Origin of the sequence: Variovorax sp. V35, from assembly GCF_041154465.1 — a bacterium.
In the GTDB taxonomy this organism is placed as follows: domain Bacteria; phylum Pseudomonadota; class Gammaproteobacteria; order Burkholderiales; family Burkholderiaceae_C; genus Variovorax; species Variovorax boronicumulans.
In genome coordinates, this window is sequence record NZ_AP028666.1 from 6,583,128 (window position 1) to 6,606,137 (window position 23,010).

General features: G+C 62.9%; 21 protein-coding genes and 1 pseudogene. 13 read left to right on the forward strand and 9 right to left on the reverse strand.

From position 1 onward, the window contains the following. Nucleotides 1–6: 6 nt before the first annotated feature. The 3 genes from ACAM42_RS30375 to ACAM42_RS30385 are packed head-to-tail and all read right to left on the reverse strand — an operon-like array spanning nt 7 to nt 2,940. Nucleotides 7–951, reverse strand: coding sequence for an ABC transporter permease (locus tag ACAM42_RS30375; RefSeq protein ID WP_139701202.1), 945 nt, complete (start codon nt 949–951; stop codon nt 7–9). Continuing rightward, nucleotides 945–1,961 carry an ABC transporter ATP-binding protein gene (locus ACAM42_RS30380; protein WP_139701201.1) on the reverse strand — a complete coding sequence of 339 codons (1,017 nt, stop codon included), beginning with the start codon at nt 1,959–1,961 and terminating at the stop codon, nt 945–947. Before ACAM42_RS30380 ends, ACAM42_RS30375 begins: the two co-directional genes overlap by 7 nt. Continuing rightward, nucleotides 1,954–2,940: an ABC transporter ATP-binding protein gene (locus ACAM42_RS30385; RefSeq protein ID WP_139701200.1), complete on the reverse strand. Its 987-nt coding sequence runs from the start codon at nt 2,938–2,940 to the stop codon at nt 1,954–1,956. Before ACAM42_RS30385 ends, ACAM42_RS30380 begins: the two co-directional genes overlap by 8 nt. A 332-nt stretch (nt 2,941–3,272) precedes the next feature. Here ACAM42_RS30385 and ACAM42_RS30390 point away from each other — a divergent pair, with 332 nt between their 5' ends. Beyond that, nucleotides 3,273–3,659, forward strand: coding sequence for a transposase (locus tag ACAM42_RS30390; protein ID WP_369630372.1), 387 nt, complete (start codon nt 3,273–3,275; stop codon nt 3,657–3,659). 472 nt (nt 3,660–4,131) lie between these two features. Here ACAM42_RS30390 and ACAM42_RS30395 read toward each other — a convergent pair whose 3' ends face one another. The 4 genes from ACAM42_RS30395 to ACAM42_RS30410 form a co-directional block, all read right to left on the reverse strand. Then, nucleotides 4,132–5,004 carry a MurR/RpiR family transcriptional regulator gene (locus tag ACAM42_RS30395; protein ID WP_139701198.1) on the reverse strand — a complete coding sequence of 291 codons (873 nt, stop codon included), beginning with the start codon at nt 5,002–5,004 and terminating at the stop codon, nt 4,132–4,134. Nucleotides 5,005–5,264: 260 nt separating this feature from the next. Then, nucleotides 5,265–5,855, reverse strand: a complete 591-nt coding sequence (locus ACAM42_RS30400; RefSeq protein ID WP_369630373.1) for an enoyl-CoA hydratase-related protein — start codon at nt 5,853–5,855, stop codon at nt 5,265–5,267. An 81-nt stretch (nt 5,856–5,936) separates the two neighbouring features. Continuing rightward, nucleotides 5,937–8,126, reverse strand: a complete 2,190-nt coding sequence (locus ACAM42_RS30405) for an acetate--CoA ligase family protein (RefSeq protein WP_369630374.1) — start codon at nt 8,124–8,126, stop codon at nt 5,937–5,939. A 1-nt stretch (nt 8,127) separates the two neighbouring features. Continuing rightward, the gene (locus ACAM42_RS30410) at nt 8,128–8,907 is read right to left on the reverse strand and encodes an enoyl-CoA hydratase/isomerase family protein (RefSeq protein ID WP_369630375.1); all 780 of its coding nucleotides are present in this window, start codon (nt 8,905–8,907) and stop codon (nt 8,128–8,130) included. 407 nt (nt 8,908–9,314) lie between these two features. Here ACAM42_RS30410 and ACAM42_RS30415 point away from each other — a divergent pair, with 407 nt between their 5' ends. Further along, complete coding sequence (locus ACAM42_RS30415; RefSeq protein WP_369632822.1) at nt 9,315–10,427, forward strand: porin; 1,113 nt, start codon at nt 9,315–9,317, stop codon at nt 10,425–10,427. A gap of 11 nt (nt 10,428–10,438) precedes the next feature. Further along, nucleotides 10,439–12,148, forward strand: coding sequence for a gamma-glutamyltransferase (locus ACAM42_RS30420; RefSeq protein WP_369630376.1), 1,710 nt, complete (start codon nt 10,439–10,441; stop codon nt 12,146–12,148). 305 nt (nt 12,149–12,453) lie between these two features. Here the strand turns inward: ACAM42_RS30420 and ACAM42_RS30425 are convergent, their stop codons facing one another. Then, a complete protein-coding gene (locus ACAM42_RS30425; RefSeq protein WP_369630377.1) occupies nt 12,454–12,732 on the reverse strand; it encodes an enolase C-terminal domain-like protein in 279 nt (92 codons plus the stop codon). Between the two features lie 445 nt (nt 12,733–13,177). On the opposite strand from ACAM42_RS30425, the gene ACAM42_RS30430 reads away from it, so the two are divergent. From ACAM42_RS30430 to ACAM42_RS30475, 10 genes and pseudogenes are all read left to right on the forward strand, one after another. Beyond that, nucleotides 13,178–13,921 carry a GntR family transcriptional regulator gene (locus ACAM42_RS30430; protein ID WP_139701193.1) on the forward strand — a complete coding sequence of 248 codons (744 nt, stop codon included), beginning with the start codon at nt 13,178–13,180 and terminating at the stop codon, nt 13,919–13,921. Next, nucleotides 13,918–14,676 carry an ABC transporter ATP-binding protein gene (locus ACAM42_RS30435; RefSeq protein WP_369630378.1) on the forward strand — a complete coding sequence of 253 codons (759 nt, stop codon included), beginning with the start codon at nt 13,918–13,920 and terminating at the stop codon, nt 14,674–14,676. The genes ACAM42_RS30430 and ACAM42_RS30435 overlap by 4 nt, the downstream gene beginning before the upstream one ends. Then, nucleotides 14,673–15,521: an ABC transporter permease gene (locus tag ACAM42_RS30440; RefSeq protein ID WP_139701191.1), complete on the forward strand. Its 849-nt coding sequence runs from the start codon at nt 14,673–14,675 to the stop codon at nt 15,519–15,521. Before ACAM42_RS30435 ends, ACAM42_RS30440 begins: the two co-directional genes overlap by 4 nt. A gap of 5 nt (nt 15,522–15,526) precedes the next feature. After that, nucleotides 15,527–16,510: an ABC transporter substrate-binding protein gene (locus tag ACAM42_RS30445; RefSeq protein ID WP_139701190.1), complete on the forward strand. Its 984-nt coding sequence runs from the start codon at nt 15,527–15,529 to the stop codon at nt 16,508–16,510. 71 nt (nt 16,511–16,581) lie between these two features. Further along, on the forward strand, nt 16,582–17,586 hold the full coding sequence (locus ACAM42_RS30450; protein ID WP_221937718.1) for a zinc-binding dehydrogenase: 1,005 nt from the start codon (nt 16,582–16,584) through the stop codon (nt 17,584–17,586). 46 nt (nt 17,587–17,632) lie between these two features. After that, the gene (locus ACAM42_RS30455) at nt 17,633–18,067 is read left to right on the forward strand and encodes a PaaI family thioesterase (RefSeq protein ID WP_139701188.1); all 435 of its coding nucleotides are present in this window, start codon (nt 17,633–17,635) and stop codon (nt 18,065–18,067) included. A gap of 7 nt (nt 18,068–18,074) precedes the next feature. Further along, nucleotides 18,075–18,866, forward strand: a complete 792-nt coding sequence (locus ACAM42_RS30460) for a VOC family protein (protein WP_139701187.1) — start codon at nt 18,075–18,077, stop codon at nt 18,864–18,866. Then, nucleotides 18,863–20,431: a class I adenylate-forming enzyme family protein gene (locus ACAM42_RS30465; protein WP_369630379.1), complete on the forward strand. Its 1,569-nt coding sequence runs from the start codon at nt 18,863–18,865 to the stop codon at nt 20,429–20,431. Before ACAM42_RS30460 ends, ACAM42_RS30465 begins: the two co-directional genes overlap by 4 nt. Continuing rightward, nucleotides 20,428–20,619: a hypothetical protein gene (locus tag ACAM42_RS30470; protein WP_139701185.1), complete on the forward strand. Its 192-nt coding sequence runs from the start codon at nt 20,428–20,430 to the stop codon at nt 20,617–20,619. The genes ACAM42_RS30465 and ACAM42_RS30470 overlap by 4 nt, the downstream gene beginning before the upstream one ends. 991 nt (nt 20,620–21,610) lie before the next feature. Next, nucleotides 21,611–22,135, forward strand: a pseudogene (locus tag ACAM42_RS30475) (ABC transporter substrate-binding protein). A gap of 36 nt (nt 22,136–22,171) precedes the next feature. Here ACAM42_RS30475 and ACAM42_RS30480 read toward each other — a convergent pair. After that, nucleotides 22,172–22,969: an IclR family transcriptional regulator gene (locus tag ACAM42_RS30480; protein ID WP_139701184.1), complete on the reverse strand. Its 798-nt coding sequence runs from the start codon at nt 22,967–22,969 to the stop codon at nt 22,172–22,174. Nucleotides 22,970–23,010: the final 41 nt, after the last annotated feature.

The following is a 23,010-nucleotide window of genomic DNA, read 5'->3' on the forward strand; positions in this document are numbered from 1 at the left end:
GGGCGTTCAATGGAGTTTCACGCGTGGATCGAGGAGTCGGTACGACAGGTCGACCAGCAAGTTGACGAGCATGCAGACCGTGGCCATAACGAGCACGATCCCTTGGATCATGGGGTAGTCGCGTTCCGCAACGGCGCTCACCGCAAGCTTGCCGAGACCCGGCCATGCGAAGATCGTTTCAGCGATGACGGCGCCTTCAAGCAGACCGCTGAACTGAATGCCGATCAACGTGACGGTTGGAATCATCGCGTTCTTCAACACATGCAATCCGATCACCATGTTTTCTGGTGCGCCTTTTGCGCGGGCCGTCCGGACATAGTCGCGCCCCAGCTGCTCAATGACCTCGGCGCGTACCAGACGGGTTATGTTCGCCGCCATGGCGGTTCCTAGTACGAGCGTCGGCAAGATGAGGTGACGCAACGCATCCAATGGTTGAGAAAATGGCGCATACCCCATCGATGGCAGGAGACCCAGGTACTGGGCAAAGACTAGGATCAACAGGATCGCGAACCAGAAACTGGGTACCGAGATGCCGATCAAGGCGCTTCCCATAGCGAGAAAGTCAACGGCGGTGTTTCGGAACAGTGCCGCCGTTATGCCAAGCGGTATCGCGATCAGAACTGCGAGCAATGCAGAAGAAAAGGCGAGTGTCAACGTCGCGGGAAAGCGCTCGGCGATCATTTCCAGCACGGGGCGCTTTGTCGATATCGATGTCCCGAAGTCACCTGAAACGACGTTGCCGATCCAGGTGATGTACTGTGCAGGTAGCGAGCGGTCAAGGCCATACTTAGCTCTCATCTGGGCCTCGACCACGGGATCGCTGTTCCCTTCGCCCATCAGCACCTCGATGGGGTCGCCCGGCACGAGGTGCACCAGCAGAAATACGAGCATGGAAAGCAACACCAAGACCGGAACCAGTTGCAGTACCCGGCGCAAAATGAACTTCAACATAGACTGGACTCCTTGCTTTGCGTCCAGACTGGGCCGCGGTCAACGTCATTGAGCCGGATACATGCAACTTCTCGGCCATCGCCCTGCGTGCTCAGTCGTGGCACGACCTGGGAACAGGCGTCGGCGGCATAGAGGCAGCGGGTGCGAAATGCACAACCCGCCGGAGGGTACAGGGGGCTTGGCAACTCACCACGCAAAGGCACGTGCTGATGACGTCGAGTTGGATCCGGAACAGGGACAGCCGACATCAGGGCACGCGTGTAAGGGTGCGCTGGATCCGTGAACAACTTTTCGGTCGGCCCGATTTCGACGATGCGTCCCAGATACATCACTGCCACGCGGTCGCAAAACGCACGCACCACCGAGAGGTTGTGGCTGATGAAAAGAAAGCTCAACCCAAAGTCGGCTCGCAATTGCGAAAGAAGGTTGAGGATTTGCGCCTGAACCGATACATCGAGCGCAGAAACGGCTTCGTCCGCGACCAACAACCGCGGCTGCGGCGCCAATGCCCTAGCAATACAGATGCGTTGGCGTTGTCCACCTGAAAATTCGTGAGGATAGCGAGCGTAGTCTTCCGCTCGCAAACCCACGCGCTCAAGAAGTTCTCCTACGCGCGCGCGTATGTTGCCGCCGTCCAGGCCATCTGCGATGCTCGAGCCAACGCTCCTTCGCGGGTTCAGGGCCCCGAATGGATCCTGAAGAACAATCTGCATCTGCTTTCGCAGCTCGCGCATGTCTCTGGCGCTTGCGCTGCCCAGATCGCTTCCGTCAAAGCGCACGTGGCCAGAGGTCGGCGTATAGAGCTGAAGGATGCTTCGGGCAAGCGTGGACTTTCCACACCCCGACTCGCCGACGATACCGAGCGTTTCCCCGCTCGCAAGTGTGAAGGAAACGTTTTCGACCGCGTGGAGCCATCGCGTCGGGCGTCCGAGAGCATTTGTTTCGATGGGAAAGCGCTGCGTGAGACTCTCGACTTGAAGGATTTCGCTTTGTGTTGATACGTCAAGCATGGAGCCAGCACCTCACGGAGTCGGTGCCGATCCGCACCAAGGGTGGAGTTTCGCTGCAGCGGTCGTGGACCTGGTCGCAACGATCACGGAACGGGCAGCCCGCTGGGACATGCCGCATCGAAGGCGCACTGCCCGACATCGAAGGCAGGGGCTCGTCAGTGCGCGGAACGTCGACCCGTGGAACCGATCTGAGGAGCCCTTGTGTGTACGGGTGCCTTGGATGGGCAAAGAGTTGAGCCGTCGGTGCCTCCTCGACAATTCTTCCGGCGTACATCACCGCGATTCGGTCTGCCGTTTCGGCCACGACACCGATGTCATGCGTGATCAAGACGACCGCCGTCCCCAGATCACGCTGCAAGTCCGCGATCAAGTCGAGTATTTGAGCCTGCACCGTAACGTCCAGGGCCGTTGTGGGTTCATCGGCGACTAGCACCGCCGGATTGCAGGACAGCGCCATGGCGATCATGACGCGCTGTCGCATACCGCCCGACAGTTCGTGGGGGTATTGCCTCAGCCTGCGCTCAGCATCCGAAATGCCGACCTTGGATAGCATGAGAACTGCATGCTGCGTTGCTTCGCGCCGACCTAAGCTCGTGTGCAGCCGTATCGCTTCCGTCAGCTGGTACCCCACCGTCAGCACAGGGTTCAGCGAGGTCATCGGCTCCTGGAAAATCATCGCGATGCGATGCCCGCGGATCTTCGACAACGCCGCACGCCCCAGGGCGGCGATGCTTTGTCCGTCGAGTCGTATGTCACCTGCCGTGACTGGTGCCATCCCCAACAGCGAAAGAGCGAGCGTGGATTTTCCGGAGCCGGACTCACCCACGATGGCAAATGTCTCGCCAGGCTCGAGATCGAAAGAAACCTCGACGACCGCCTGGATCTGTCCATCCTCGAGGTCATAGCGCACCGACAGATCGCGCACGCTGAGGACGGGGACCGATGGGTCGATGCGTGACGCGTCCTCGCCTGTGGGCATCACAGGTTTCCCTGCTGCTGAGCTGCCTAAGTCGACGCCTGACGCAAGTGCGGTTGAGCGATTCATTTCACACGTGAACATTGGATTTACGGGCCATGTTGTCTCTTCGTTACGGCGAGCATCAAGACTCGCTCACCATTTAACTTAATCCTAGCGCAAAAGAAGCGAATGATTCATTGGTGGAAACCATGAAACAAATGAACCGAGATTCGAGCTGCCGTGGCCCGGTCGGGCGGCAGTGTTGCGGCTGAGCGTGGTGGACTGTTGCGGGTGGTGAGCCAACACTGACAGTCGAGCAGCTGCACTGGCTGCTCGATGGCATCGACCTGGCGGTGGCGCACAAGCATTCGCAGCGCCTGCACATCGCCAGGGCCGGTGGGCTCGCGCACCTGGGGCGTTGGGTTCACGCGCGCCGACCGTTCCTCAAGGCCGAAGACGCCATCCTGAATGCCGCACGTTCACAGGACCGGGTCGCCAGGCAATGCGTGCAGCTCATTGGCAAGCTGTATGTACCGCGCCGAGGCGCTGGCCAAGGACTGGGCCCGGAACGCCGGTTGCGGCTGCGCTCGCGCTATAGCCGCGCGGTCGTGCGCGAGATCGAACGGCTGCTGCTCACGCACCTGCACCGTGTCGCGCCGTCCAGCCTGCTGGGTGAGGCGCTGCACTACCTGCACGAGCAGTGGCCCAAGCTCGTGCGCTTCCTGGACACTGACACCTGACCGCTGAACTCCAACCCGGTGGAGAACACCAGTCGGCCGTTCGTCGGCAGACGCAGCTGGCTATTCGCCGACACCGTGGGCGGCGCAAACGCAAGCGCCAACCTGTACTCGTTGATCGAGATCGCCAAGGCCAACAACATCGAGCCCTACCGCTACCTCGTCGCGCTCTTCAAGAAGCTGCGCTGGCCCAGACGGTGGACGACTACGAGGCTCTGTTGCCCTGGAACATCGTGCTCGGCGAGCTGTAGAACGCGGCTTGCGGATCGGCACCAGCGCCGCGCGCGAGGGTATGGTTGATAGACCGCTTACGCTATGACCACAAGGACGCCAACTTCATGGCCTTCCTCTGCCTGGCAGCTCCTCTGACTTGGGTGCCAGGCCGAATGTCGATTCACCCTAGTGACCTGCCGGAATGCTTCTCAGCCGCCCATTCGGTCGAGGTAAGCGCCAGAAGGCATCTGCAGGGCGCGCTTCACGCGCGCGCGCGCTTGGTCGCCGACGCCTGCACATACGCTCCTGACTCGAAGAGTTGGCGCTCGACGCGTTCGATTTGTTCAACGACTTGAGGGCCAGAGTCTGCGACGAGCTGCTCCAGCAATGCTTCCGTCAGTGCGACGCCCGCCGCAACGGATGGAAAGAACGACGAGCTGTGCACGGCAAAGAGCAAGGTGATGTCAGCCTGAAGCGCCAGAGGTGACGCACTGCTATCAGTCATCGCTATCAGCGTCGCTCCAGCCCTTTTCGCATGGTTGGCGATCTCCAGCGACTCCCGCGAGTACGGCGCAAAACTGGTCACGACGACGGCGTCGCCCTTCTCGATGGGCCTCAGCTGCAGTTCAAGGCCGGAACTCGAGCCGTCAATCAAATGAACGGAATTTCGGAATAGTCGATAGCCATAGAAAAGGGTGTAGGCCACGGGAAAACTGGCCCGAAGACCAGCGATGTGCACGCTCTTGGCCTTCCTCAGTGCCTTCACCGCGTTCCTCAGCTGCGGGCTGGCTCCTTTTTCAGTGGCGTCAATGTTGCCGTGGTGGACAGCAAACAATTCGCTGACAAGATCGTGCGTGCGGCCGCGCCGGGCGACGGTCTTGGCGCGCTGCCCATAAGAGTCATCGTGTAACCCAAGGTCTTCTGCAAACGCTGACTTGAGTTCGGACCAGCCTTCATATCCCAGTTGCTGCGCAAGTCGCACCAAGGTTGTCGGCTGTGCCCCCGCCTTCTCAGCGATGTTTCGCATCGAATTGATGACGACTTCATTGGGGTAGTCGACAATAAATCGCGCTGCGGCCTGCAGGCGCGGCGTTAGGGCTTCAAACTGCTCCAGTAGCTTTTCTCGGGCGCTCATATTCAGGGCGTTCTCCTCGTGTGAATGGAACGAATGCTACACCCACCGACGCGAAGAGTGCATCGGTTCCAGAACGGACCTCACAGCGCGACCAAAGCGCTGAGGCGACCGCTGCAGCTACCGCCCGACGAATTGGGGGCGCCGCTTCTCGAGCATTGCGCCAACCGCTTCCAAGTGATCCTGGGTGTTGTGGCACATCCCCTGAAAGGCGGCGCACATGTCCAGGAACTCCGGAAACTCCATGCCCTGCGCACTCTTCATCAAGCGCTTCGTGAGACGCAGGCCTGTGGCGGCTTCGCCGCGATCGAATGGGCCAACTCGATAGCACGAGTCATCAGTTTTTCCGGACTCATCACGTCGAGAACGAGCCCAAGCGCCAAAGCCTCTGATGCGCTCACGGATCGCCCCGTGAAACAGAGTTCGGCGGCGCGCTGCTGTCCCACCAATCGTTGCAGGAACCAGGCGCCGCCATCGCCAGGCACGATCCCGATGTTGACGAAGCTCTCGGCCATGACGGCGACGTCGGAGGCCAGCCGGATGTCACACATGCGGGCCAGATCGAAGCCGGCGCCAATGGCTGGTCCATTGATTGCGGCTATTGTCGGCACATCGATGCGACTGAGTGCCAGGGGAATGCGTTGGATGCCGGACCGATAACGCGTCTGAACCTCGTGGACGTCACCAGCAAAGCTGCTTTGCCGGGCGAGCATGTGCTTGATGTTGCCGCCGGCTGAAAAGGCCTTCCCATTACCCGTGATCACGAGCACTGAAACGCTCTCATCGCGATTGGTCCAGCGAACGTTCTCTTCGATGTCATCAATGAGTCGGGTTCCCGTCAGTTCGTTTCGCACGTCATCCCGATTCAGGGTGAGCGTTGCGACGCGATTGTCAATTGTGAGAAGTGCGTCGTGAAGCGTCGGTAGCTGGTTTACTTAGTTCTCCCGTGAGGTCAACGGCGGTTTCGGATCGAGCAGGATTCGTACATCAAGAACCCTGATCCCCTCTGGGTAAGCCATGACAGGGTTCAGATCCAATTCAGCGATCTCAGGAAACGCTGTGCACAGGCGGGATACGCCAAGCATCAACTGAACCAGTGCGTCCTTGTCAACGGGGCGTGAGCCTCGCACGCCATCGAGAATCTGCGAGGCACGAATTTCCCCAAGCATAGACCGCGCGTCTGTTTCGGTGATCGGAAGCGATCGAAAGACCACATCGCGCAACACTTCCACCAACACGCCTCCCAGACCGAACATCAGGACGGGGCCGTATAACGGGTCTCGCACGACGCCGATGATGACTTCAACGCCACCAGAGGGGGCCATCGGGGTAACGAGCACACCTGCCACGTTAGGGTTCTCCTGGCCGTGCGCGCGTGCGTACGTCGTCGAATTCGCGAGGATCGTGGCATACGCACCCCGAACCGAGGACGTGTTGCTGATGTTCAGCTTGACGCCACCTGCTTCCGTCTTGTGAACGATGTCACAGGAAACGATCTTCATGGCCACGGGGACTCGACCCATCGATTCGAATGCAACGACCGCATCGTCTGCAGATGAGGCGAGCCGCGCGGCCGTAAACATCTTGACGCCGGCATCTTCCAGCGCTTGGCGCGCCTCGTGCTCCAGGACGACGTGGCGACCCTCGCGCCGGCAGTTCTCGATGACGCCTTGAAAGCTCCCGGACCGGGGCGAGACATCGTTCGCTCCAAGATTCGGGCGACGGCGAGCTTCCCCCCAAGCGGCGAGCGCCTCGAGGCACCGCACCGACAGTTCCAATGAGTCGTGCACAGGGACACCGAGTTCACGGATTATCGACAACGGTCGGGGCCGCTGGTCCGCACCGAGGCTACCGTACAAGCTGTGCACGATCACTGGCTTGCCAGACTCCGTGCAAATGCTCGCCACACGCCTGGACGTCTCGAGCTCCACCTCCGTCAGCGTGTGAGAAAAACGCACGCCATAGCCCCCAAACAATCCTGTAATCAGGAGTGCATCGACGGCTGGATCGGCCATCAGGATGGCCGCGCACTCCGCGAAGAGTGCTGGGTTTGAATCAGTTCCGCCAGCGACATCTACTGGGTTTGCGATAGTCGCAGAGGACGGCAGGATCGCACTCAGGCGCGCCTTTGTGGCATCACTCAGCGTCGCAATCTGCAGGTTCTGTTCCGAGAGGGCGTCAGCTGCGATCGTGGCATGACCGCCACCATCCGCGAGCACGGCAACCCGCCGCCCCGCCATCGGGGGCAAAAGCGACAACGTCTCGGCGAGCGAGAGGATTTCGTCCGACTTGCGCGCCAGCACGGCGCCTGCCTGCTTCAGCACTCCTTCGCTAACGGCGTAGTTACCCGCGAGTGCGCCCGTGTGAGATTGAGCTGACTTGCGCCCGGCGTTGGTGCGGCCTGACTTGTAGATGACGACAGGCTTCTCTCGCGTGATGCGTTGCAGGCTCTCGAGAAATGTCCGACCGTCTTTCAAACCCTCGATGTACGCAATGACTACCTGCGTGTTTTCATCGACACGCAGGAACTCGAGATACTCGTGGAACTGAATGTCCGACTCATTTCCGATGCCAACGTAGATCGATAAGCCGATATAGCCGTTGGCCTGGGCTTCAGTAACGAGTGACAGCGCCATATTCCCGGATTGCGACACCAAGGCTATGCCACCCCGCTTCAGATCCGAGAAGCCGACAATATTCGCCTGCGCATGAGTGTTGAAAATGCCGGACGTATTCGGACCAACAATTCGGACCCCGCATCGCACGGCTTCTTCGACCATCCGCGCCTGAAGTTCCGCGCCTTCCTCACCCGCTTCAGCAAAGCCACCGGCGAGAACGACGGCACCCTTCACACCTCTTGCTCCGCATTGAGCGATGACGTCCGGTAGCGTTCGCGCCGGCGTGCAGATGAGTGCCAAATCAATCGAATCTGGAACGTGCGCCAGAGTGGGGTATGCAATTCTGCCGAGGATCGATACTTCCCGCGGATTGACCGGGTAAATCTCCCCGGGAAATCCGTCGTCGATCAATTTCTGGATTGACCGAAAACCGCGCTTCGTAGGATCTTTTGAAGCACCGACTACCGCAATGGACTTGGGATAGAAAACTGGATACAAGGTGTTCATTTCAGTCTCCGTGGAACACAGGTGCTCGCTTTTCTGCGAACGCGTCGACCCCTTCTTGCCAGTCACGCGTTGTGCTGACAAAGGTCATACCCTCCAGCTCTGCGCGTAAGGCCGCATCCAACGTTGACTCCGAAGCAAAGTTCAATTGCTCCTTCGCGAGTTGCATTGAGCGCGGCGCCTTAGTGACCAGTTGACGGCAGAACTGGAGCGCAGATTCGATGAACACCTCATCGTCGAACACGCGATTCGCCAATCCGATCCGTACCGCTTCTTCGCCTCCGATACGCTCACCCAGGAAAACCAGCTCCCGCGCCTTGGCAAGGCCCACAAGCCGCGGCAGCAGCCAGGTGACGCCTCCGCCGAGAAAGTTGCCGATGCTTATCTCCGGAAGACCGATCTGCGCAGTTCTGGACATCACGATGAAGTCCGAAGCGAGCGCGATCTCAGCACCAGCGCCGAGTGCATAGCCATTGACCGCCGAGACAACTGGCTTCTTGAGTTGCAGAAGGCGCTTGCAGAGTAACTGTTCACCTTGCAGGTACTGTCGCCGGTCATACGGCGTACGACCTGCCTTGTGCTCCTTCAGGTCCGCTCCAACGCAAAAGGCGCGGCCGGCTCCGGTGAGCAGGACAACCCGCACTTCGGAATCCCGCTCGGCTTCAACGAGTGCCTCGCCGAGCTCATCGTAGAGCTGCTGCGTGACAGCGTTGAGCCGATGAGGGCGATTGAATCGGATCTGCGCGATCCCGTCGGCAGCTGAAAACATGACTGTCTCGTACATCCAAACCTCCGTGTACGTCCCAGTATATGGATCAAATGCTCCAAATGCAATATGCAAGGATCAATTGGTTGATGCGCAGTTTGGGTGCGGGTCATCTGCGCACTGAGAGCGTTGCATCGCGTGGTCTAGGTAGAACCACCATGCATCATGTGTTTCACAAATCCATAACATGGCGCAAACGTTTGAATCAAAACATGAGCGTGTGGCTCATTTGTTTCACACGTTCAAGCGCGCCAGAGGGGCACCTTCGCCTGTCTCTCAGGAGCGTTCCGTTAGCCAGCCATCAACTCAACATGAAAGCGCAACCAGTGGACATGAAATTGACGGACCACACGACCACGAACATCAGTTCGACGAGAACATCCATCGCCACCGGCCTCGCGAGGTCGGGTTTCAAATGGAATCGTATGCACAAGTCCCTGATCGCGGTGGCGGCCATGACTTTTGCCGGCGCCGCCTTCGCTCAATCGTCGGTGACGATTTTCGGAGTCGTGGACGCCAGGGTGGCGTACGGCTCGGGCAGCGTGGCGAAAAAGACCCAGTTGGCCAGCTCCGGCATGAATGCCTCGCGTCTGGGCTTTCGCGGCGTAGAAGACTTGGGCGATGGCATGTCGGCTTCGTTCTGGCTGGAATCGGCCGTGAACGTCGACGATGGCTCGTTTGGCACAACCAACACTAACAACCAATCCAGCGGTTCCGCTGGTGGTGGCGCAATGGTCTTCGGCCGACGCTCGACGGTGAGCTTGTCCGGCAATTGGGGGGAATTGCGTCTGGGGCGGGACTTCACTCCGCAGTTCTGGAATTTGAGCGAGTTTGATCCCTTCGGGACTACAGGCAACGGCACGACCCAGACCCTCAACTCCATCATCACCGGCACAACGCAGGTCCGCGCTTCGAACAGCATCGGCTACTTCCTGCCCGAAAAGGCCCTGAATGGCTTTTACGGCCAGGGCATGTACTACCTGGGTGAGAACAACAGCAATGCCGTCAACGTCGTTTGTACCTCGCCTGGAGTTCCCGCTGGCTGTGGTGTCAGCACCAAGAACGACGGCAGCGGCTGGGGCGTGCGACTCGGATTCAAAAGCGGTCCATTCGACGTCGCCGCTGCAACCAGTCGCACCACGAACGCCGCAGGCAGTCCGCGACAGAGCAATATCGGAGGGCAATGGGACGCGGGAGTGGCGACGATCATGGCCCACTACTCATGGGACAAGGGCGTTGTGAACGGCTCGATGCGCAACGCCAAGGGTTGGCTGGTCGGCGGCTTGGTACCCGTGGGCGCCGGCGACATCCGCATCTCCTACTCTCAGTACGCGGTCAATCTGGCTCCCGCGCCCGATCGAATCACCAAGAAGTGGGCGCTGGGCTACGCATACAACCTGTCTAAGCGCACGGCTCTCTACGTCACGTACGCGCGCCTGAGCAACGGCGGCGGTGCAACACAGGCACTAAACGGCGCGACGACGGCGGCCAACGGCTCTTCGACCGGGTACGACATGGGCATTCGCCACAGGTTCTAATGAAAATGAAAATGAAAATGAAAATGAAAATGAAAATGGCTGAAGGCAATTGGGATCCCATGGAATCCAACAGTTTCGTAGACGGCGTCCGCGCAGGACTCACTCGTCGTGAACTGGCGGGGGCGCTCGCCATGTTGGCCTCCGCTATCTCCACGGGTGGATGCGCGCAATCGGGAGCATCGACCCAAGGGGCGAGCGCATCCACCACGGCGCCGTTGCACGGCATCGTCGCAGCGGGGGCGAAGCCAGCTGCCGACGCAGGCGCGGCCATACTTTCGGCAGGCGGGAATGCAGTCGATGCCATCGTCGCGACGGCAATTGCAATGGCCGTGGTCGATCCTTCGAACACTAGCATCATGGGGCGGACCCATCTCCTGGTTTTGAATGCGTCCGGTGAGTGTGACGCGATCGACGGCCGCTCCATGGTCCCGGCAGCGTGGCACGCCGGGGACAAAGCGACCGACAGGGCGGGCGTTGTTCCGGTGGGAGGCAACCCACGGAGCTTTGAACATGCCCTGCAGCGATTTGGCCGTCTGGCGATGGAACAAGTTTGCGCGCCGGCCATCCGTTTGGCGCGCGATGGCTTCGAGGTGCCTTCGAACTTGGCACGGGTCTGGTCTCGCCGGGTTCCGGTCCTGCAGCGCAACCCCGTGGCGGCGAAGCTCTTCCTCAAAGAGGGCGGCCTGCCGTACAGAGAGGGGGAAGTCTTCCGACAACCGGAATTGGCTGCATCCCTGTCTCTCTATGCGAAGGGTGGCGCGGATCGATTTCTGAATCAGGCACTGACTCGCGACTTAGCACTGTTGCAGGCAGCGGGAAGCAAGCTGACCACGGAAGACTTTCTGGCGTATCGTCCCATCGACGCCGAATACATCCACACTCGGTACCGCGGATGGGATGTCTGGACCATCGGCAGACAAGGCTACGGTTTCCTTGTGGCGCAGACGCTGGAACTTCTTCAGGCGTACGACCTCCGATTGATGAGTGCCGCCGATCGGTGGGCAACCATGCTCGTGGCTCAACAAGTGGCCTTCAAGGGCCAGCGCGATGAAGCTTTGGGATCGAACGCTTCGTCACTTCTGGATCGCAATCGCATCCAAATGCTCGCCCAACGTGTTCGGGCGATTTTGCAGTCGAGCAATGCTTCGGGCCTGTTCGAGCTTCCACCAACCAAACCTGGCATACCTCAGGACACGACTCACATCTCTGTCGTGGACGCGCAAGGCATGGTCGCTTCGATGACGGAATCCATCGGACCGCACTTCGGAACGGGATTCGCGTCGCCTAACGGCTACTTGTTCGCACACAGCTACCAAATGGCAAGTGGCCAGCCCGACCCGGACGGCCGTGACGTCACATCGATGCTGCCGACCATTCTGCGATCGCCCGATGGGACGCTGGTTGCCTTGGGAGCCGCAGGGGCCGACAAGATCCGCGGGGCGGTCTTGCGCGCCATTGTCAACACCGTCGATCTCGGCATGACCGCGCAGCAAGCCGTTGCCGAACCCGCCTGCGTCATCCACAACGGCTATGTGCAGGCTTCGCGGGAACTCGACCCATCAGTGCGGATGCACTTGCAACGAATAGGTGTCACTCCTCGAATGGTAGGACGAAGCGACGGTGATCATTTCGGCGTCCTGCACGTCGCGAAGCGCCATGCCGACGGAAGCTTTTCGGGGGGGGCGGACACCTACTGGGATGGTGGAACAGCGCTCGTTTGATCCCACCACTGCAGCCGCAGCTTCACGGCCCTGGTTAAGAGCTACGGACCGCGCCAGGAGTTCATCACGCCGGAACGTCTATTGATTCCGACGCGAGCTGATTCGTTTTCACATCTGCCGCAGGCGCAGCGGCGATTGAATCTTCTGCTCTTTCGTAGATTGCGACCGGCGCTTGCGTGCCGCCAGCTTGCGGCGATGGCGACCACCTTGCCCTTGAAACTGTCATGCGATCCGATATCGATCAACAACGGCAGGATCCGGATCGATTCCAAGCCCAGGCGCGGAGGGAACAGGCACATGGCCGTTTACCGGCACTGTCGCTCCTCCAAAAGATCTTCCTCGAAATCGCAGTAGAGCCTTTCAAAGATCGGTGTCGAGCGCGTAGCTGCATTGAGATGCAATGTCGCAAGCTGCCCCGGCCCAAAAAGCGCGAAATGAGGGAAAAACTCGATACCCTCGGCTTCACACAGCGCCCGCACCTTCACCAGTTCAGTATTGGTGCGCCCCCCCGCAGGGTGATGCAACAACGCCGTGCAGGTCCAATGCCTTGCAAAGACGCCGACCAATGCAATGGCTTCAAGCACCGCTCCACCATCGAATCAACGACAGTCCCGGAGAAAGGCCGTCCCAGCGGTTCAAGGCTGAGCAGGCAGCACACGCAGGGACTCAGTCGCCCAGCATGAGATGGTCGCGGTCGGACTTGAACGTCACATCAGTCGGCAACCGATGAAGCTCACGCGCTGCCCTACGCGCAAGTCCTGCTTCCAGTTGATCTCCTGCGGCGGTATCAGCAGCTCCGCAGACAGTGCCTGCGGAATTGGCCACCGGTGACTGCAGCGCCTCCGGAGATCCATCACCAATAGGGCTTCCACGCCGGCCATCGCGTGAGCTGCTCACAGAATGAATTTTCCACATAAGAACGAACGGATTCGTTCGTTAGATTTCAACGAGGCGGCTACTACGCTCTGAGCCCTCTTGTGGTGAACGCAGAACTTCTCTGTGAGCCGCTCACGGAGAAGTTCTGAGCCCATGCCCTCGCCCTTCACCCTTCCATTGCGCTCCGAGCCCGCCCCTTCCCAGGAAGGAGACAGCCAGGGCGCAGCCGCCTACGCGCTGATCCGCCGCGACATCCTGTCCTGCCGGCTGATGCCGGGCGTGACCGTGACGGAAGCCGAGCTGATGGACAGCTACACATTGGGCAAGAACAGCTGCCGCATCGCGCTCACGCGGTTGACCCACGAGCGACTAGTCCGTTCGCGACCCCGCAAAGGCTTCCAGATCGCCCCGATCACGGTGAAGGATGTCGAGGAGGTCTTCGCCCTGCGAGCGCAGCTCGAACCGATGGCCGCAAGGCTCGCCGTGGGCCGCGTCGACACGCAGTTGCTCCACCGACTCGAAGCCGCCTGCCGCGTCGAGCATGTGGCACCGCTGCACGAACGCATCGACGTGTTCATGGACGCCAACAAGCAGTTCCACCTGGCCATCGCCGCCGCCGCCGGCAACGACCGCCTGCTGCGCACGCTGTCCTCTCTGATGGACGAGATGTCTCGGCTGGTGGCCTTGGGCTTCAATGTACAGCGCGTCAAGCCCGAGATTAAGCACGACCACAACGCAATGATCCAGGCCTTCGACGAAGGTGACGGCAAGCGGGCCGAGCTCATCGCGCGCAGGCACATCGAGACCTTCCAGGCGCAGACGCTGGAGAAGGTGTATGCCAGTCTGTCGCAGGCGGGCGCCTACCTTCCCTTTCAGGCCGCGAGGAAGGCGCCGTGAGCGCGCTTGTACGGGACGAGGCCCCGGCGCTGGAAGCCAGGGGCATCGGCAAGCGCTACGGCCGCCTCGACGTGCTCGCCGGTATCGACCTCGCGGTGTATCCGGGCGAAGTGCTCGCGCTGGTCGGACCTTCGGGCTGCGGCAAGAGCTCGCTGCTCAACATCCTCTCCGGCCTCCTGCCACCCGACGCTGGCACCCTGGCCATCGCGGGTGTTCCTGCCAAGAGTTTCAGGCACTGGGAGCGCATCGCCTACATGTTCCAGGAAGAGCGGTTGCTGCCCTGGCGCAGCGTACGCGACAACGTCGCCTTCGGCCTCGAGGCCACGCAAGCGAACGGCGCCGAGCGCCTGCGCCGCGCCAGCGAGGCCCTGCGCAAGGTCGGTCTGGAAGCGGTGGCCGATGCCTGGCCACACGAACTGTCCGGCGGCATGCGCAGCCGAGTGGCGCTCGCGCGCAGCCTGGCGGTGCAGCCCTCAGTGCTACTGATGGATGAACCCTTCTCGAAGCTCGATCCGCAAACCCGCTCGCAGATGCACTCGGAATTGCTTCGCCTCCAACGTGGCAGCGGCGCGACGGTCGTCTTCGTCACCCACGACATGGAAGAAGCTGTGGTGCTGGCGGACCGCATCGTGCGGCTCGCGCCGAACCCTGGCCGTATCGTGGAGGTCGTGGACCTCACCGGGCTGACGCGTCCGCGCGTGCCGGTCGACCCCGCAGTCACGGAGCAGATCCGGCTGCTGAGGATGCGGGGATGAGCTCTACCTTCCCTAGGCGCTTCCTGACGCTGCTCGCACAGCGCCTGCTGCTGGCTGGCGTGATCCTGCTGGCCTGGTGGTGGGGCGCGCAGCACCTGCCCTCCTTCGTGCTTCCAGGGCCGGACAAGGTAACGCAGGCGCTGTTCGCGCTCTGGAACAGCGAGACCTTCGGCCGGGACGTCGTCGCCACCTGCCGGCGCGTGCTGCTGGGCTTTGGTATCGCAACGGTCGTCGGCACGCTGCTGGGCCTAGCCCTCGGCGCAAGCCGGGCGCTGGCGCGCTTCTTCGAGCCCTTGCTGGCCGTCTTCAACACGGTGTCCTCCGCCATCTGGGCGATCTTCGCAATCATCTGGTTCGGCATCTCGGACGCGACCACCGTTTTCGTGGTGTTCATGACGGCGATGCCCTTGATCCTTACCAGCGTCTGGCAAGGTGCGCAGACAGTGGAGCCGCAGTACGTGGACCTGGCGCGCAGCTTCCGCATGTCGCGCGCGCAGGTGCTGCGCAAGATCTACGGGCCGAGCATCTTGCCGCACTTCTTTTCCGGCGCGCGCTTGGCCTTCGGTTTCGGTTGGCGCGTCTCCCTCGTGGCCGAGACCATCGGCTCCTCGGACGGCATCGGCTACCGGCTGCGCCAGGCCGCCGACCTGGTGCAGACCGATCAGGTCTTCGCGTGGACCGTGCTGCTGGTCGCGCTGATGCTGGTGATTGAAGGCGGGCTGCTCAAGCCCGCCGAACGCTGGCTGTTCCGCTGGAAATCCGCCTCGAAGGGGTCGCGCTCCGCCGTGCCTTCGCCTTCTTCTCCTGCTTCCTCCCCCTCCCCGGTCCCAAGTTCTCAAGGATGAATCCCATGCGCAAGCTCTTCGCCGCGACCCTGCTCGCGGCGGCCACACTCACCTCCTTCGCGGCCCAGGCCGCCGACAAGGTCCGCATCGGCTACTGGACCAGTGGCGTCAGCCTCGGCTACGGTGCGGTGCTGGAGTCGAAGGATTTCCTCGCCAGGCGCGGCATCGATGCCGAGTTCGTACATTTCCCAGACGTCAACGCGCCGCTGCGCGCGCTCGCCTCGGGCTCCATCGACCTCGCCTTTGGCGCGCCGCTGGCCGGCGTGTTCGGCACGGCCGCGACTGGAGTGCCCGTGCGCATCTTTGCGGCCACGCAGCCGGCCGACGTGCAGTTCGTGGTGCCGGAGGACTCGCCCATCCGCTCCATCGCCGAATTCAAGGGCAAGAAGATCGGCATGTCGCCCGCGGGTTCGTCGGTGGCGGTGATCGCCGGCGCGGTGCTGGCCGGCAACTACCAGATCAAGCCCAACGAGTTCTCGCTGGTCGGCGGCAACGAGTCGCGGCTCGCCCAGTTCCTGGCGCAAAAGCAGGTCGACGGCGCGGCACTGCGCTCGGTCACCGTGGCGCAGCTGGGTGGCGAGCTCAAGCTGCGGCGCCTCGGCAGCTTCGCGGATGAGTGGAAGAAGCTCACGCGCTCGGACGCCCTGCCCTACATCGGCGTCGGCGCCGTGCGCGCGGAACTGGTGGACAAGCAGCCCGAGGTGGTCGCACGCGTCATCGCCGCCTTGCGCGACACCCTGGCCTGGGGCAACACGCACCGCGACGAGGTGGTGCAGATCCTCCAGAAGAAGGCCAACCTCCCGGCCGAAGACGCGCGGGCCTACGTCGCACTTTGGAACGCGATGAACCGCGTCGGCCTCGAGCCGGAGGACATCGCGACCCTGCGACGCGAGCATGCCGTCTTCGTCGAGTCCGGCCTGGTGAAGGGCGAACTCAAGGACGAGCTTTTCATCACCGCGCCCTATGAACAGTCGAAGACGCTGAAGTAAGCGACCTCGTCAGCCACCTCGCCCGACACAGCCATTCAACCAAGGAACCTTTCATGAGCAACCCCACCACCATGCGTGCTCTCGTGCTCGACGCGCACGGCGCCCTCGACCAACTGCGCGTCGTCACCGACAGACCGGTACCCCGCGCCCAGGCCGGCCACGTGGTCGTGCGCGTCGGTGCCTCGTCCTTCAACTACCACGACGTCTTCACCGTTCAGGGCATGCCCGGCATCAAGGTGCCGCTGCCGGTGGTCATCGGCCTGGACCTGGCAGGCACGATCACCGAGGTGGGCGACGGCGTCTCCGACTGGGCGCCTGGCGATCGCGTGCTGGTCAACCCGCTCAAGCCCGGCGTCGGCCTGATGGGCGAGATGATCGATGGCGGCATGGCCGAGTACGCGCTAGCCGATGCATCGCAGCTGATCGCGCTGCCCGACGAGGTGAGCTTCGAGCAGGCCGCGGCACTGCCGGTGGCCTACGGCACAGCGCATCGCATGCTGTTCACCCACCGCACCGTCAAGGCCGGGGACAAGGTGCTGGTGCTGGGCGCAAGCGGCGGCGTTGGCACAGCCACCGTGCTGCTGGCCAAGCTGCTCGGCGCGGAGGTGATCGCCGCCGCCGGCAGCGATGAGAAGGCGCAGCGCCTGCTCGCGCTGGGCGCGGACCACGTCGTCAACTACCGCGAGACCGATTTCTCCAAGTGGGTCATCGCGAAGTACGGCAAGCCGCAGCGGCGCACCCACGAAGGCGGTGTCGACGTGGTCGTCAATTTCACCGGCGGCGACACCTGGCTGCCCTCCATCAAGAGCCTGAAGCGTGGCGGCACCCTGCTCGTGTGCGGTGCCACCGCGGGCCACGACCCGCGCGAGGACCTGCGCTATGTCTGGAGCTTCGAACTCAATATCAAGGGCTCGAACAGCTTCTACGAAGACAACCTCAAGGCCCTGCTCGCGCTGGTGGCCGAAGGCCGGCTCGACCCCGTCATCGACCGGGTGCTGCCGCTGGAGCGGGCTGCCGAAGGCCTGGCTCTGATCCGCGATCGCGCTGTGCTCGGCAAGGTCGTCGTCGCGCCATGAGTCACCCCAATTGCGGCTTCCTTTCCCTCTTTCTCCGGACCCAACAATGACCGACACCGCATCCCCCGCGCTCCCCAGTGCCGAAGACATTCAGGCCCGTCTACAGCGCGGCCCCTACCACCAATGGCTGGGCCTTCAGGTCCAGTCCGTTGCGCATGGCGAAATCGCCCTGACAGCGAAGTTCCGCGACGAATGGGTGGTCAATCCCGAAGGCGGCTACATCCATGGCGGCATCCTCGCCGCGCTGGTGGACCTGACGGCCGACTGGGCACTGGTCTCGCACACCGGCAAGGGCGTGCCGACCATCGATCTGCGCGTCGACTACCACCGCGCCGCGCGCGGCGACCTGCGCGCGACCGGCAAGGTGATCAAGCTTGGCCGGCAGTTCTCGGTGGCCGAGGCCCAGGTGTTCGACGGCGAAGGCCAACTGGTGGCGAGCGGGCGCGGTGTGTATGCGACGCCGGCGCCGGCCAAGACCTGAGCCGCGCATGCCAGGGAGCTCCCTCGACCACCTGGTCGTCAACACCCGCTTCGAGACCAACGCCGCGCAGGCCCTGTTCGCAGACTTGGGCTTCACGCTGACGCCACGCGGCCACCACACCCTGGGCTCGATCAACCACCTCGTGGTCTTTCCCCAGGCCTACCTGGAACTGATCGGACTGCCGCAAGGCGGCGGCCGGCTGCGACAGGAGATCCTCGACAGCCCGGTGGGCATCGACGGTCTCGTGCTGGCCAGCCGCGATGCCGAGGCCTCGCACGCGGCGCTGGCCGCCGCCGGCTTCGCCGTGTCGCCTGTGCAGCACTTCTCGCGGCCGGTGGAGATCGACGGCCAGACGCACGACGCACGCTTCTCGACCGTGCGCCTGCTGCCGGGGCAGTTGCCCGCCGGCCGCGTCTACGTCTGCCAGCACCATACGCCGGAGCTCTTGTGGCGGCCCGAATGGACCGCTCATGCCAACGGTGTGCGCGGCATCGCCGGCCTGGCCATCGTCGGGCCCGCGCCGCTGCGGCTGCGCGGCGACTACGCCCGGCTCGGACCGTTGACGCCGGACTTCTCGACGGATTTCCTGGACCGCGCCGAGTTCGACGCGCGCTACGGCGCGCTGGCGTCGTTCTTGCCAGCGCGCGAAGACTTCTTCGGCGCGATTCGCCTCGCGGGTGGGGACCCGGCTGCGATGGCGGCCCGGGCCACGGCGATGGCGCTGCCGGCCGCGCAGACCCGCGACGGCCTGGCCATCGCGCTACCCCGCTTTCACACCGTGCTGGAGTTCAGCGCGTGAGCATCGAAGAAAGCCTCAACCTCGGCTGCGTGATCGACAGCGCCGCCGACCCGGAACGCGTGGCCTTCATCGGGCTCGACGCGGCCGGCCGCGCCACCGAGCACCGCTTCGGCGACATCGACGACCGCGCCAATGCCGTCGCCCGCGCCTTGCTAGCGCAGGGCCATGCGCCACAGGAGCGCATCGCGCTGTTGGCGGCCAACTCGGTCGACTACGTGGTCTCGCTCCTGGGCATCCTGCGGGCCGGGCTGGTCGCGGTGCCGGTCAATTTCAAGCTGCCGGCCCCGCTGATCACCTTCGTGCTACGGGACAGCGGCGCACAGCTGGTGCTGTGCGATGCCGAACGCAGGGCCCAGGTGCCCGAGGGACTGCCGGCGCTGGTCTTCGGCACGCAGGCCTTCGACGCGTGGCGCGCTCCCGGCGCACTAGCGCCGCACGTGTCGGTACCGCATGTCCCGGCGCCTGAAGACCTGGCCCTGCTGCTCTACACCTCCGGCTCCACAGGCCAGCCTAAGGGCGTGCGACTGAGCCATGCGAGCCACCGCTGGGTCGTGCGGATGCGCCGCGCGGCGACGCCGCTGGCCGACGAGCGCGTGCTCGTCGCAGCGCCGCTCTATCACATGAACGCGCTGGCGCTGGTGCTGCTCACCCTGGCATCCCATGCCACCGCCGTGCTGCTGCCGCAGTTCAACACGACAGCCTACATCGGCGCCATCGACCGCTACCGTTGCACCTGGCTCACAGCGGTGCCGCCGATGATCGCGATGATGCTGCGCGAACGGAGCGCTCTCGCGGCGGCCGACCTGTCCTCGGTGCGCGTCGTGCGCATGGGGTCCGCGCCAATCAGTCCCGGTCTGCTGGAGCAGATCCGCAGCCGTCTGCCCAACGCGCGCATCATCAACGCCTACGGCACCACCGAAGGCGGCCCGGTCGTTTTCGGCCCACATCCCCTGGGCCTGCCCACGCCACCACTCGCGGTCGGCTTTCCGCATCCGCAGGTGGAGGTACGGCTGGCCGACGACGCGGGGGCAGAACGCGACGAGGGCGTGCTGGAGATCCGCAGCCCCGGCCTGATGCAGGGCTACCACCAGCGGCCCGATCTCTCGCCCTTCACCGCGGACGGCTTCTACATCACCGGCGACGTTTTCCGGCGCGACGACGAGGGCTTCTACACCTTCGTCGGGCGGCGCGACGACATGTTCGTGAGCGGCGGCGAGAACCTCTACCCCGGAGAGATAGAGAAGGTGCTGGAACGCCATCCGGCCGTGCAGCAAGCCAGCATCGTTGCGCTGCCGGACGAGATCAAGGGCACCAAGCCGGTCGCCTTCGTCGTGCCGCGCGCGGGCGTTGCAGCGGTGAACGAGGAGACGCTCAAAGCGTTCTCGCTGCAGCACCTCGCGGCCTACCAGCACCCGCGCCGTATCTGGTTCACGGAGAGCCTGCCGCTGGCCGCTACCCAGAAGATCGACCGCGCCGCGCTGGTGCGGGAGGCTCTGCGCCGCAGCAGCGCCACGCAAGCGGCGCCCATCGATATGCCATTCGCATCCGACCATGGGAAACCATGACGCATCCATCCATCCGCTCCTCGGCCCTGCCAGCCACGCTCTTCGCCGGCATGCTGCTGGCCGCCACACCGAGCCACGCGCTCGACGAGGTCACCGTCGCCCTCGCGATCCCGTCCACCATGCATGACGACGCGTCCTACGCCGCGGCCCAAGCCTGGGCTCCTACAAGGAGCCCAATCTGGCGGTGACGATCATCGTAGTCTAGGGCGCTGGCGCGCGGCCCCGTAGATCGCCGACAAGCGCAGGCCTTCGGCTATCCGACCTGCGAGCCCGTAATGGCTGGCTATTTCTCCGGCAAGGCGCCTTGCCGCTGCGCTATTTCTACTACGGCGTGCCAGCGACCACAATGGAGTTCAGCTGAGCAGCGGCTTCCAGGCGCTTCGCACCGGCCGCGTCGATGCACTCAACTTCCATCGCAGTTTGGACTAGTCACAGGAACGCAGGCTGTAGTTGCGTTTCACCACGCTCAGTCAACCCTCCAGTCGTTCCGACCGAATACCAACAGGCAACTGCTGTCAAAGAGTGAGAGGCTTGGTGGTGGCACGCCGGTCCCGCCACCTGCGCCGTGCCCGTGCCGTTGATACGCGGTAGCGCGTTGAACTGGAAAGACCCGGCCGGCACTTGGCCGCATTACTAGCGGATGGTTGCAGCGGAGTTCGCGAAAGCATGTCAGGCCGTCCTTGCGGTTGCCGTTGACCCGGAGCCCGTAGGGGCGAATGCGCTGGAATCCCTTCGGCTGGTCGTGTTGGATCCTTGTTTTTCGGGATGGCGACCTATCCAGCGTCGAGCATCACCAAGTCGGCATGGTGACCGACCTTGAGCACGCTGCAGCCGCACATATCGAAGCTGCGTGTTGCGAGGCCCATTCTGTATCGCCTTCTTGCCGATTCAGGCTCTCCCCCGATGCCTAATTTTTAGCGCGCCCGACGCGAAAAACGATCCTTGGAAGCAACGCGGTGGGCTCCTAACATTCGCTCCCGCTGGCCCTTCAACGTGACGAAGACAACACGCAGGGTCACGCTCTCCGCTCCCAATTCTTCTACAAGGGAATCCGCCATGGCCAATCTCCGGGACCCCGGTCGCCGAAGCCTTCTCAAGACCTCGCTCGTTGCCGGGGGCCTCTCGTTCGGCAGCATGCTGTCGTTCGACACCTTCGCGCAGGGCAAGGCGCGCATCAACATGCAGCTCGGCTGGATCCCCAGCATCAACCAGATCGGCGAGGTAGTGGCCAAGCGGCTGGGCTTCTACGACCAGGAAGGCATCGAGTTCGCCATCCAGCCCGGTGGACCGAACATCGATGGCGTGGCCATCGTGGCTTCTGGCCGCTATGAGGTGGGCTAGGTTTCGTCCAGCCCCTCGGTAATGTTGGCCGTCTCGCAGGGCCTGCCGATCAAGTGCTTCGCTGTCGGCGCCCAGAAGCATCCGTTCACCTTCTTCTCACTGGCCAAGAATCCCGTGCGCAAACCCGCCGACCTGATCGGCAAGAAGGTCGGCATCCCCTCAACCGCGGCCATCCTGCTGCGCGCCCTGCTGGCGAAGAACAAGATCGCCGAGAAGGACGTCACCATCATCACGGTCGGCTCCGACATGGTGCCGCTGCTGACCGGCGAAGTCGACGTCGGATGCTGCAGGCAGGCGTGCTCAATAGCACCGCGACGGGGCCCTGCTTGGGCAATGCACGCGCAATTGTCTGGACGCTTATAGGGCGAGGGGCCTTGGAATGAAAATAGACGAACGCCCTCAGCCTAGGGCACGCACAGAATTGCTCAGGGTGCGCGCACAAGCCAGCAGCGAGGGCCCCAAGCGGCTCTCAGCCTCCTCGCGCGTCCAGCGGCTGGTGGGGGCCACGATATGCACGGCAGCCACAGGCCGGCCGTGGCTGTCGATCACAGGAGCACCCAGCGTCATGTCACCCAGGAACAGTTCTTCGCGATTGATGGCGTAGCCACGCTCGCGCGCCTGGGTCAACTCGGCCAGAATGGCCGACTCATCGGTGATCGTGAAGCGCGTGTGAACGGCACGCTCGCTCGCGCGCAACAGCGCCAAGGCCTCCGCATCGGGCAGCGCGCTGAGCCAGGCCCGGCCCGATGCCGTGCAGTACATGGGGATGCGGCTACCGATGGGCATGTGCACCGGTACAAACTGGGCGCTGACGAAGCGCGCCACATAGACCATCTCCAGCCCGTCGGGCTCGGTGAGGCAGGTGGTCTCGGTCGTCACGGTGGCGAGCTCCGAGAGATAGGGATTGGCCAGATCAATCAGCGTGTTGGCTGCCAGGTAGTTGTAGCCGATGCGCATCACGCGCGGTGCGAGCAAGTAGCGACGCGTCTGCGGATGCTTTCGCACAAAACCTAGTTGTTCCAGGGTGAAGACCATCCGTTGCGCCGAGCTCTTGCTGATGCCCGCCGCCGCCGCCACGTCAGCCAGCGTCATGCTGCGCCGCTGCGCACTGAAGGCGCAGAGCACGGCCAGCCCCTTTTCTAGCGACTGATTGAACAAGGGGTTCGCGTCTTCTTCGGGCGATTGCGGCGTGCTCATGTGAGAAGCATAGCAGACGCCATTTTAAATATCGCATATCG

Excerpts from the sequence above, each read along its gene's own strand:
- ACAM42_RS30375 (WP_139701202.1), bottom strand. The coding sequence starts at position 951 with ATGTTGAAGTTCATTTTGCGCCGGGTACTGCAACTGGTTCCGGTCTTG.
- ACAM42_RS30380 (WP_139701201.1), bottom strand. The coding sequence starts at position 1,961 with ATGCTTGACGTATCAACACAAAGCGAAATCCTTCAAGTCGAGAGTCTC.
- ACAM42_RS30385 (WP_139701200.1), bottom strand. The coding sequence starts at position 2,940 with ATGCCCACAGGCGAGGACGCGTCACGCATCGACCCATCGGTCCCCGTC.
- ACAM42_RS30395 (WP_139701198.1), bottom strand. The coding sequence starts at position 5,004 with ATGAGCGCCCGAGAAAAGCTACTGGAGCAGTTTGAAGCCCTAACGCCG.
- ACAM42_RS30405 (WP_369630374.1), bottom strand. The coding sequence starts at position 8,126 with ATGAACACCTTGTATCCAGTTTTCTATCCCAAGTCCATTGCGGTAGTC.
- ACAM42_RS30410 (WP_369630375.1), bottom strand. The coding sequence starts at position 8,907 with ATGTACGAGACAGTCATGTTTTCAGCTGCCGACGGGATCGCGCAGATC.
- ACAM42_RS30415 (WP_369632822.1), top strand. The coding sequence starts at position 9,315 with ATGCACAAGTCCCTGATCGCGGTGGCGGCCATGACTTTTGCCGGCGCC.
- ACAM42_RS30420 (WP_369630376.1), top strand. The coding sequence starts at position 10,439 with ATGAAAATGAAAATGAAAATGAAAATGGCTGAAGGCAATTGGGATCCC.
- ACAM42_RS30430 (WP_139701193.1), top strand. The coding sequence starts at position 13,178 with ATGCCCTCGCCCTTCACCCTTCCATTGCGCTCCGAGCCCGCCCCTTCC.
- ACAM42_RS30440 (WP_139701191.1), top strand. The coding sequence starts at position 14,673 with ATGAGCTCTACCTTCCCTAGGCGCTTCCTGACGCTGCTCGCACAGCGC.
- ACAM42_RS30445 (WP_139701190.1), top strand. The coding sequence starts at position 15,527 with ATGCGCAAGCTCTTCGCCGCGACCCTGCTCGCGGCGGCCACACTCACC.
- ACAM42_RS30450 (WP_221937718.1), top strand. The coding sequence starts at position 16,582 with ATGCGTGCTCTCGTGCTCGACGCGCACGGCGCCCTCGACCAACTGCGC.
- ACAM42_RS30455 (WP_139701188.1), top strand. The coding sequence starts at position 17,633 with ATGACCGACACCGCATCCCCCGCGCTCCCCAGTGCCGAAGACATTCAG.
- ACAM42_RS30460 (WP_139701187.1), top strand. The coding sequence starts at position 18,075 with ATGCCAGGGAGCTCCCTCGACCACCTGGTCGTCAACACCCGCTTCGAG.
- ACAM42_RS30470 (WP_139701185.1), top strand. The coding sequence starts at position 20,428 with ATGACGCATCCATCCATCCGCTCCTCGGCCCTGCCAGCCACGCTCTTC.
- ACAM42_RS30480 (WP_139701184.1), bottom strand. The coding sequence starts at position 22,969 with ATGAGCACGCCGCAATCGCCCGAAGAAGACGCGAACCCCTTGTTCAAT.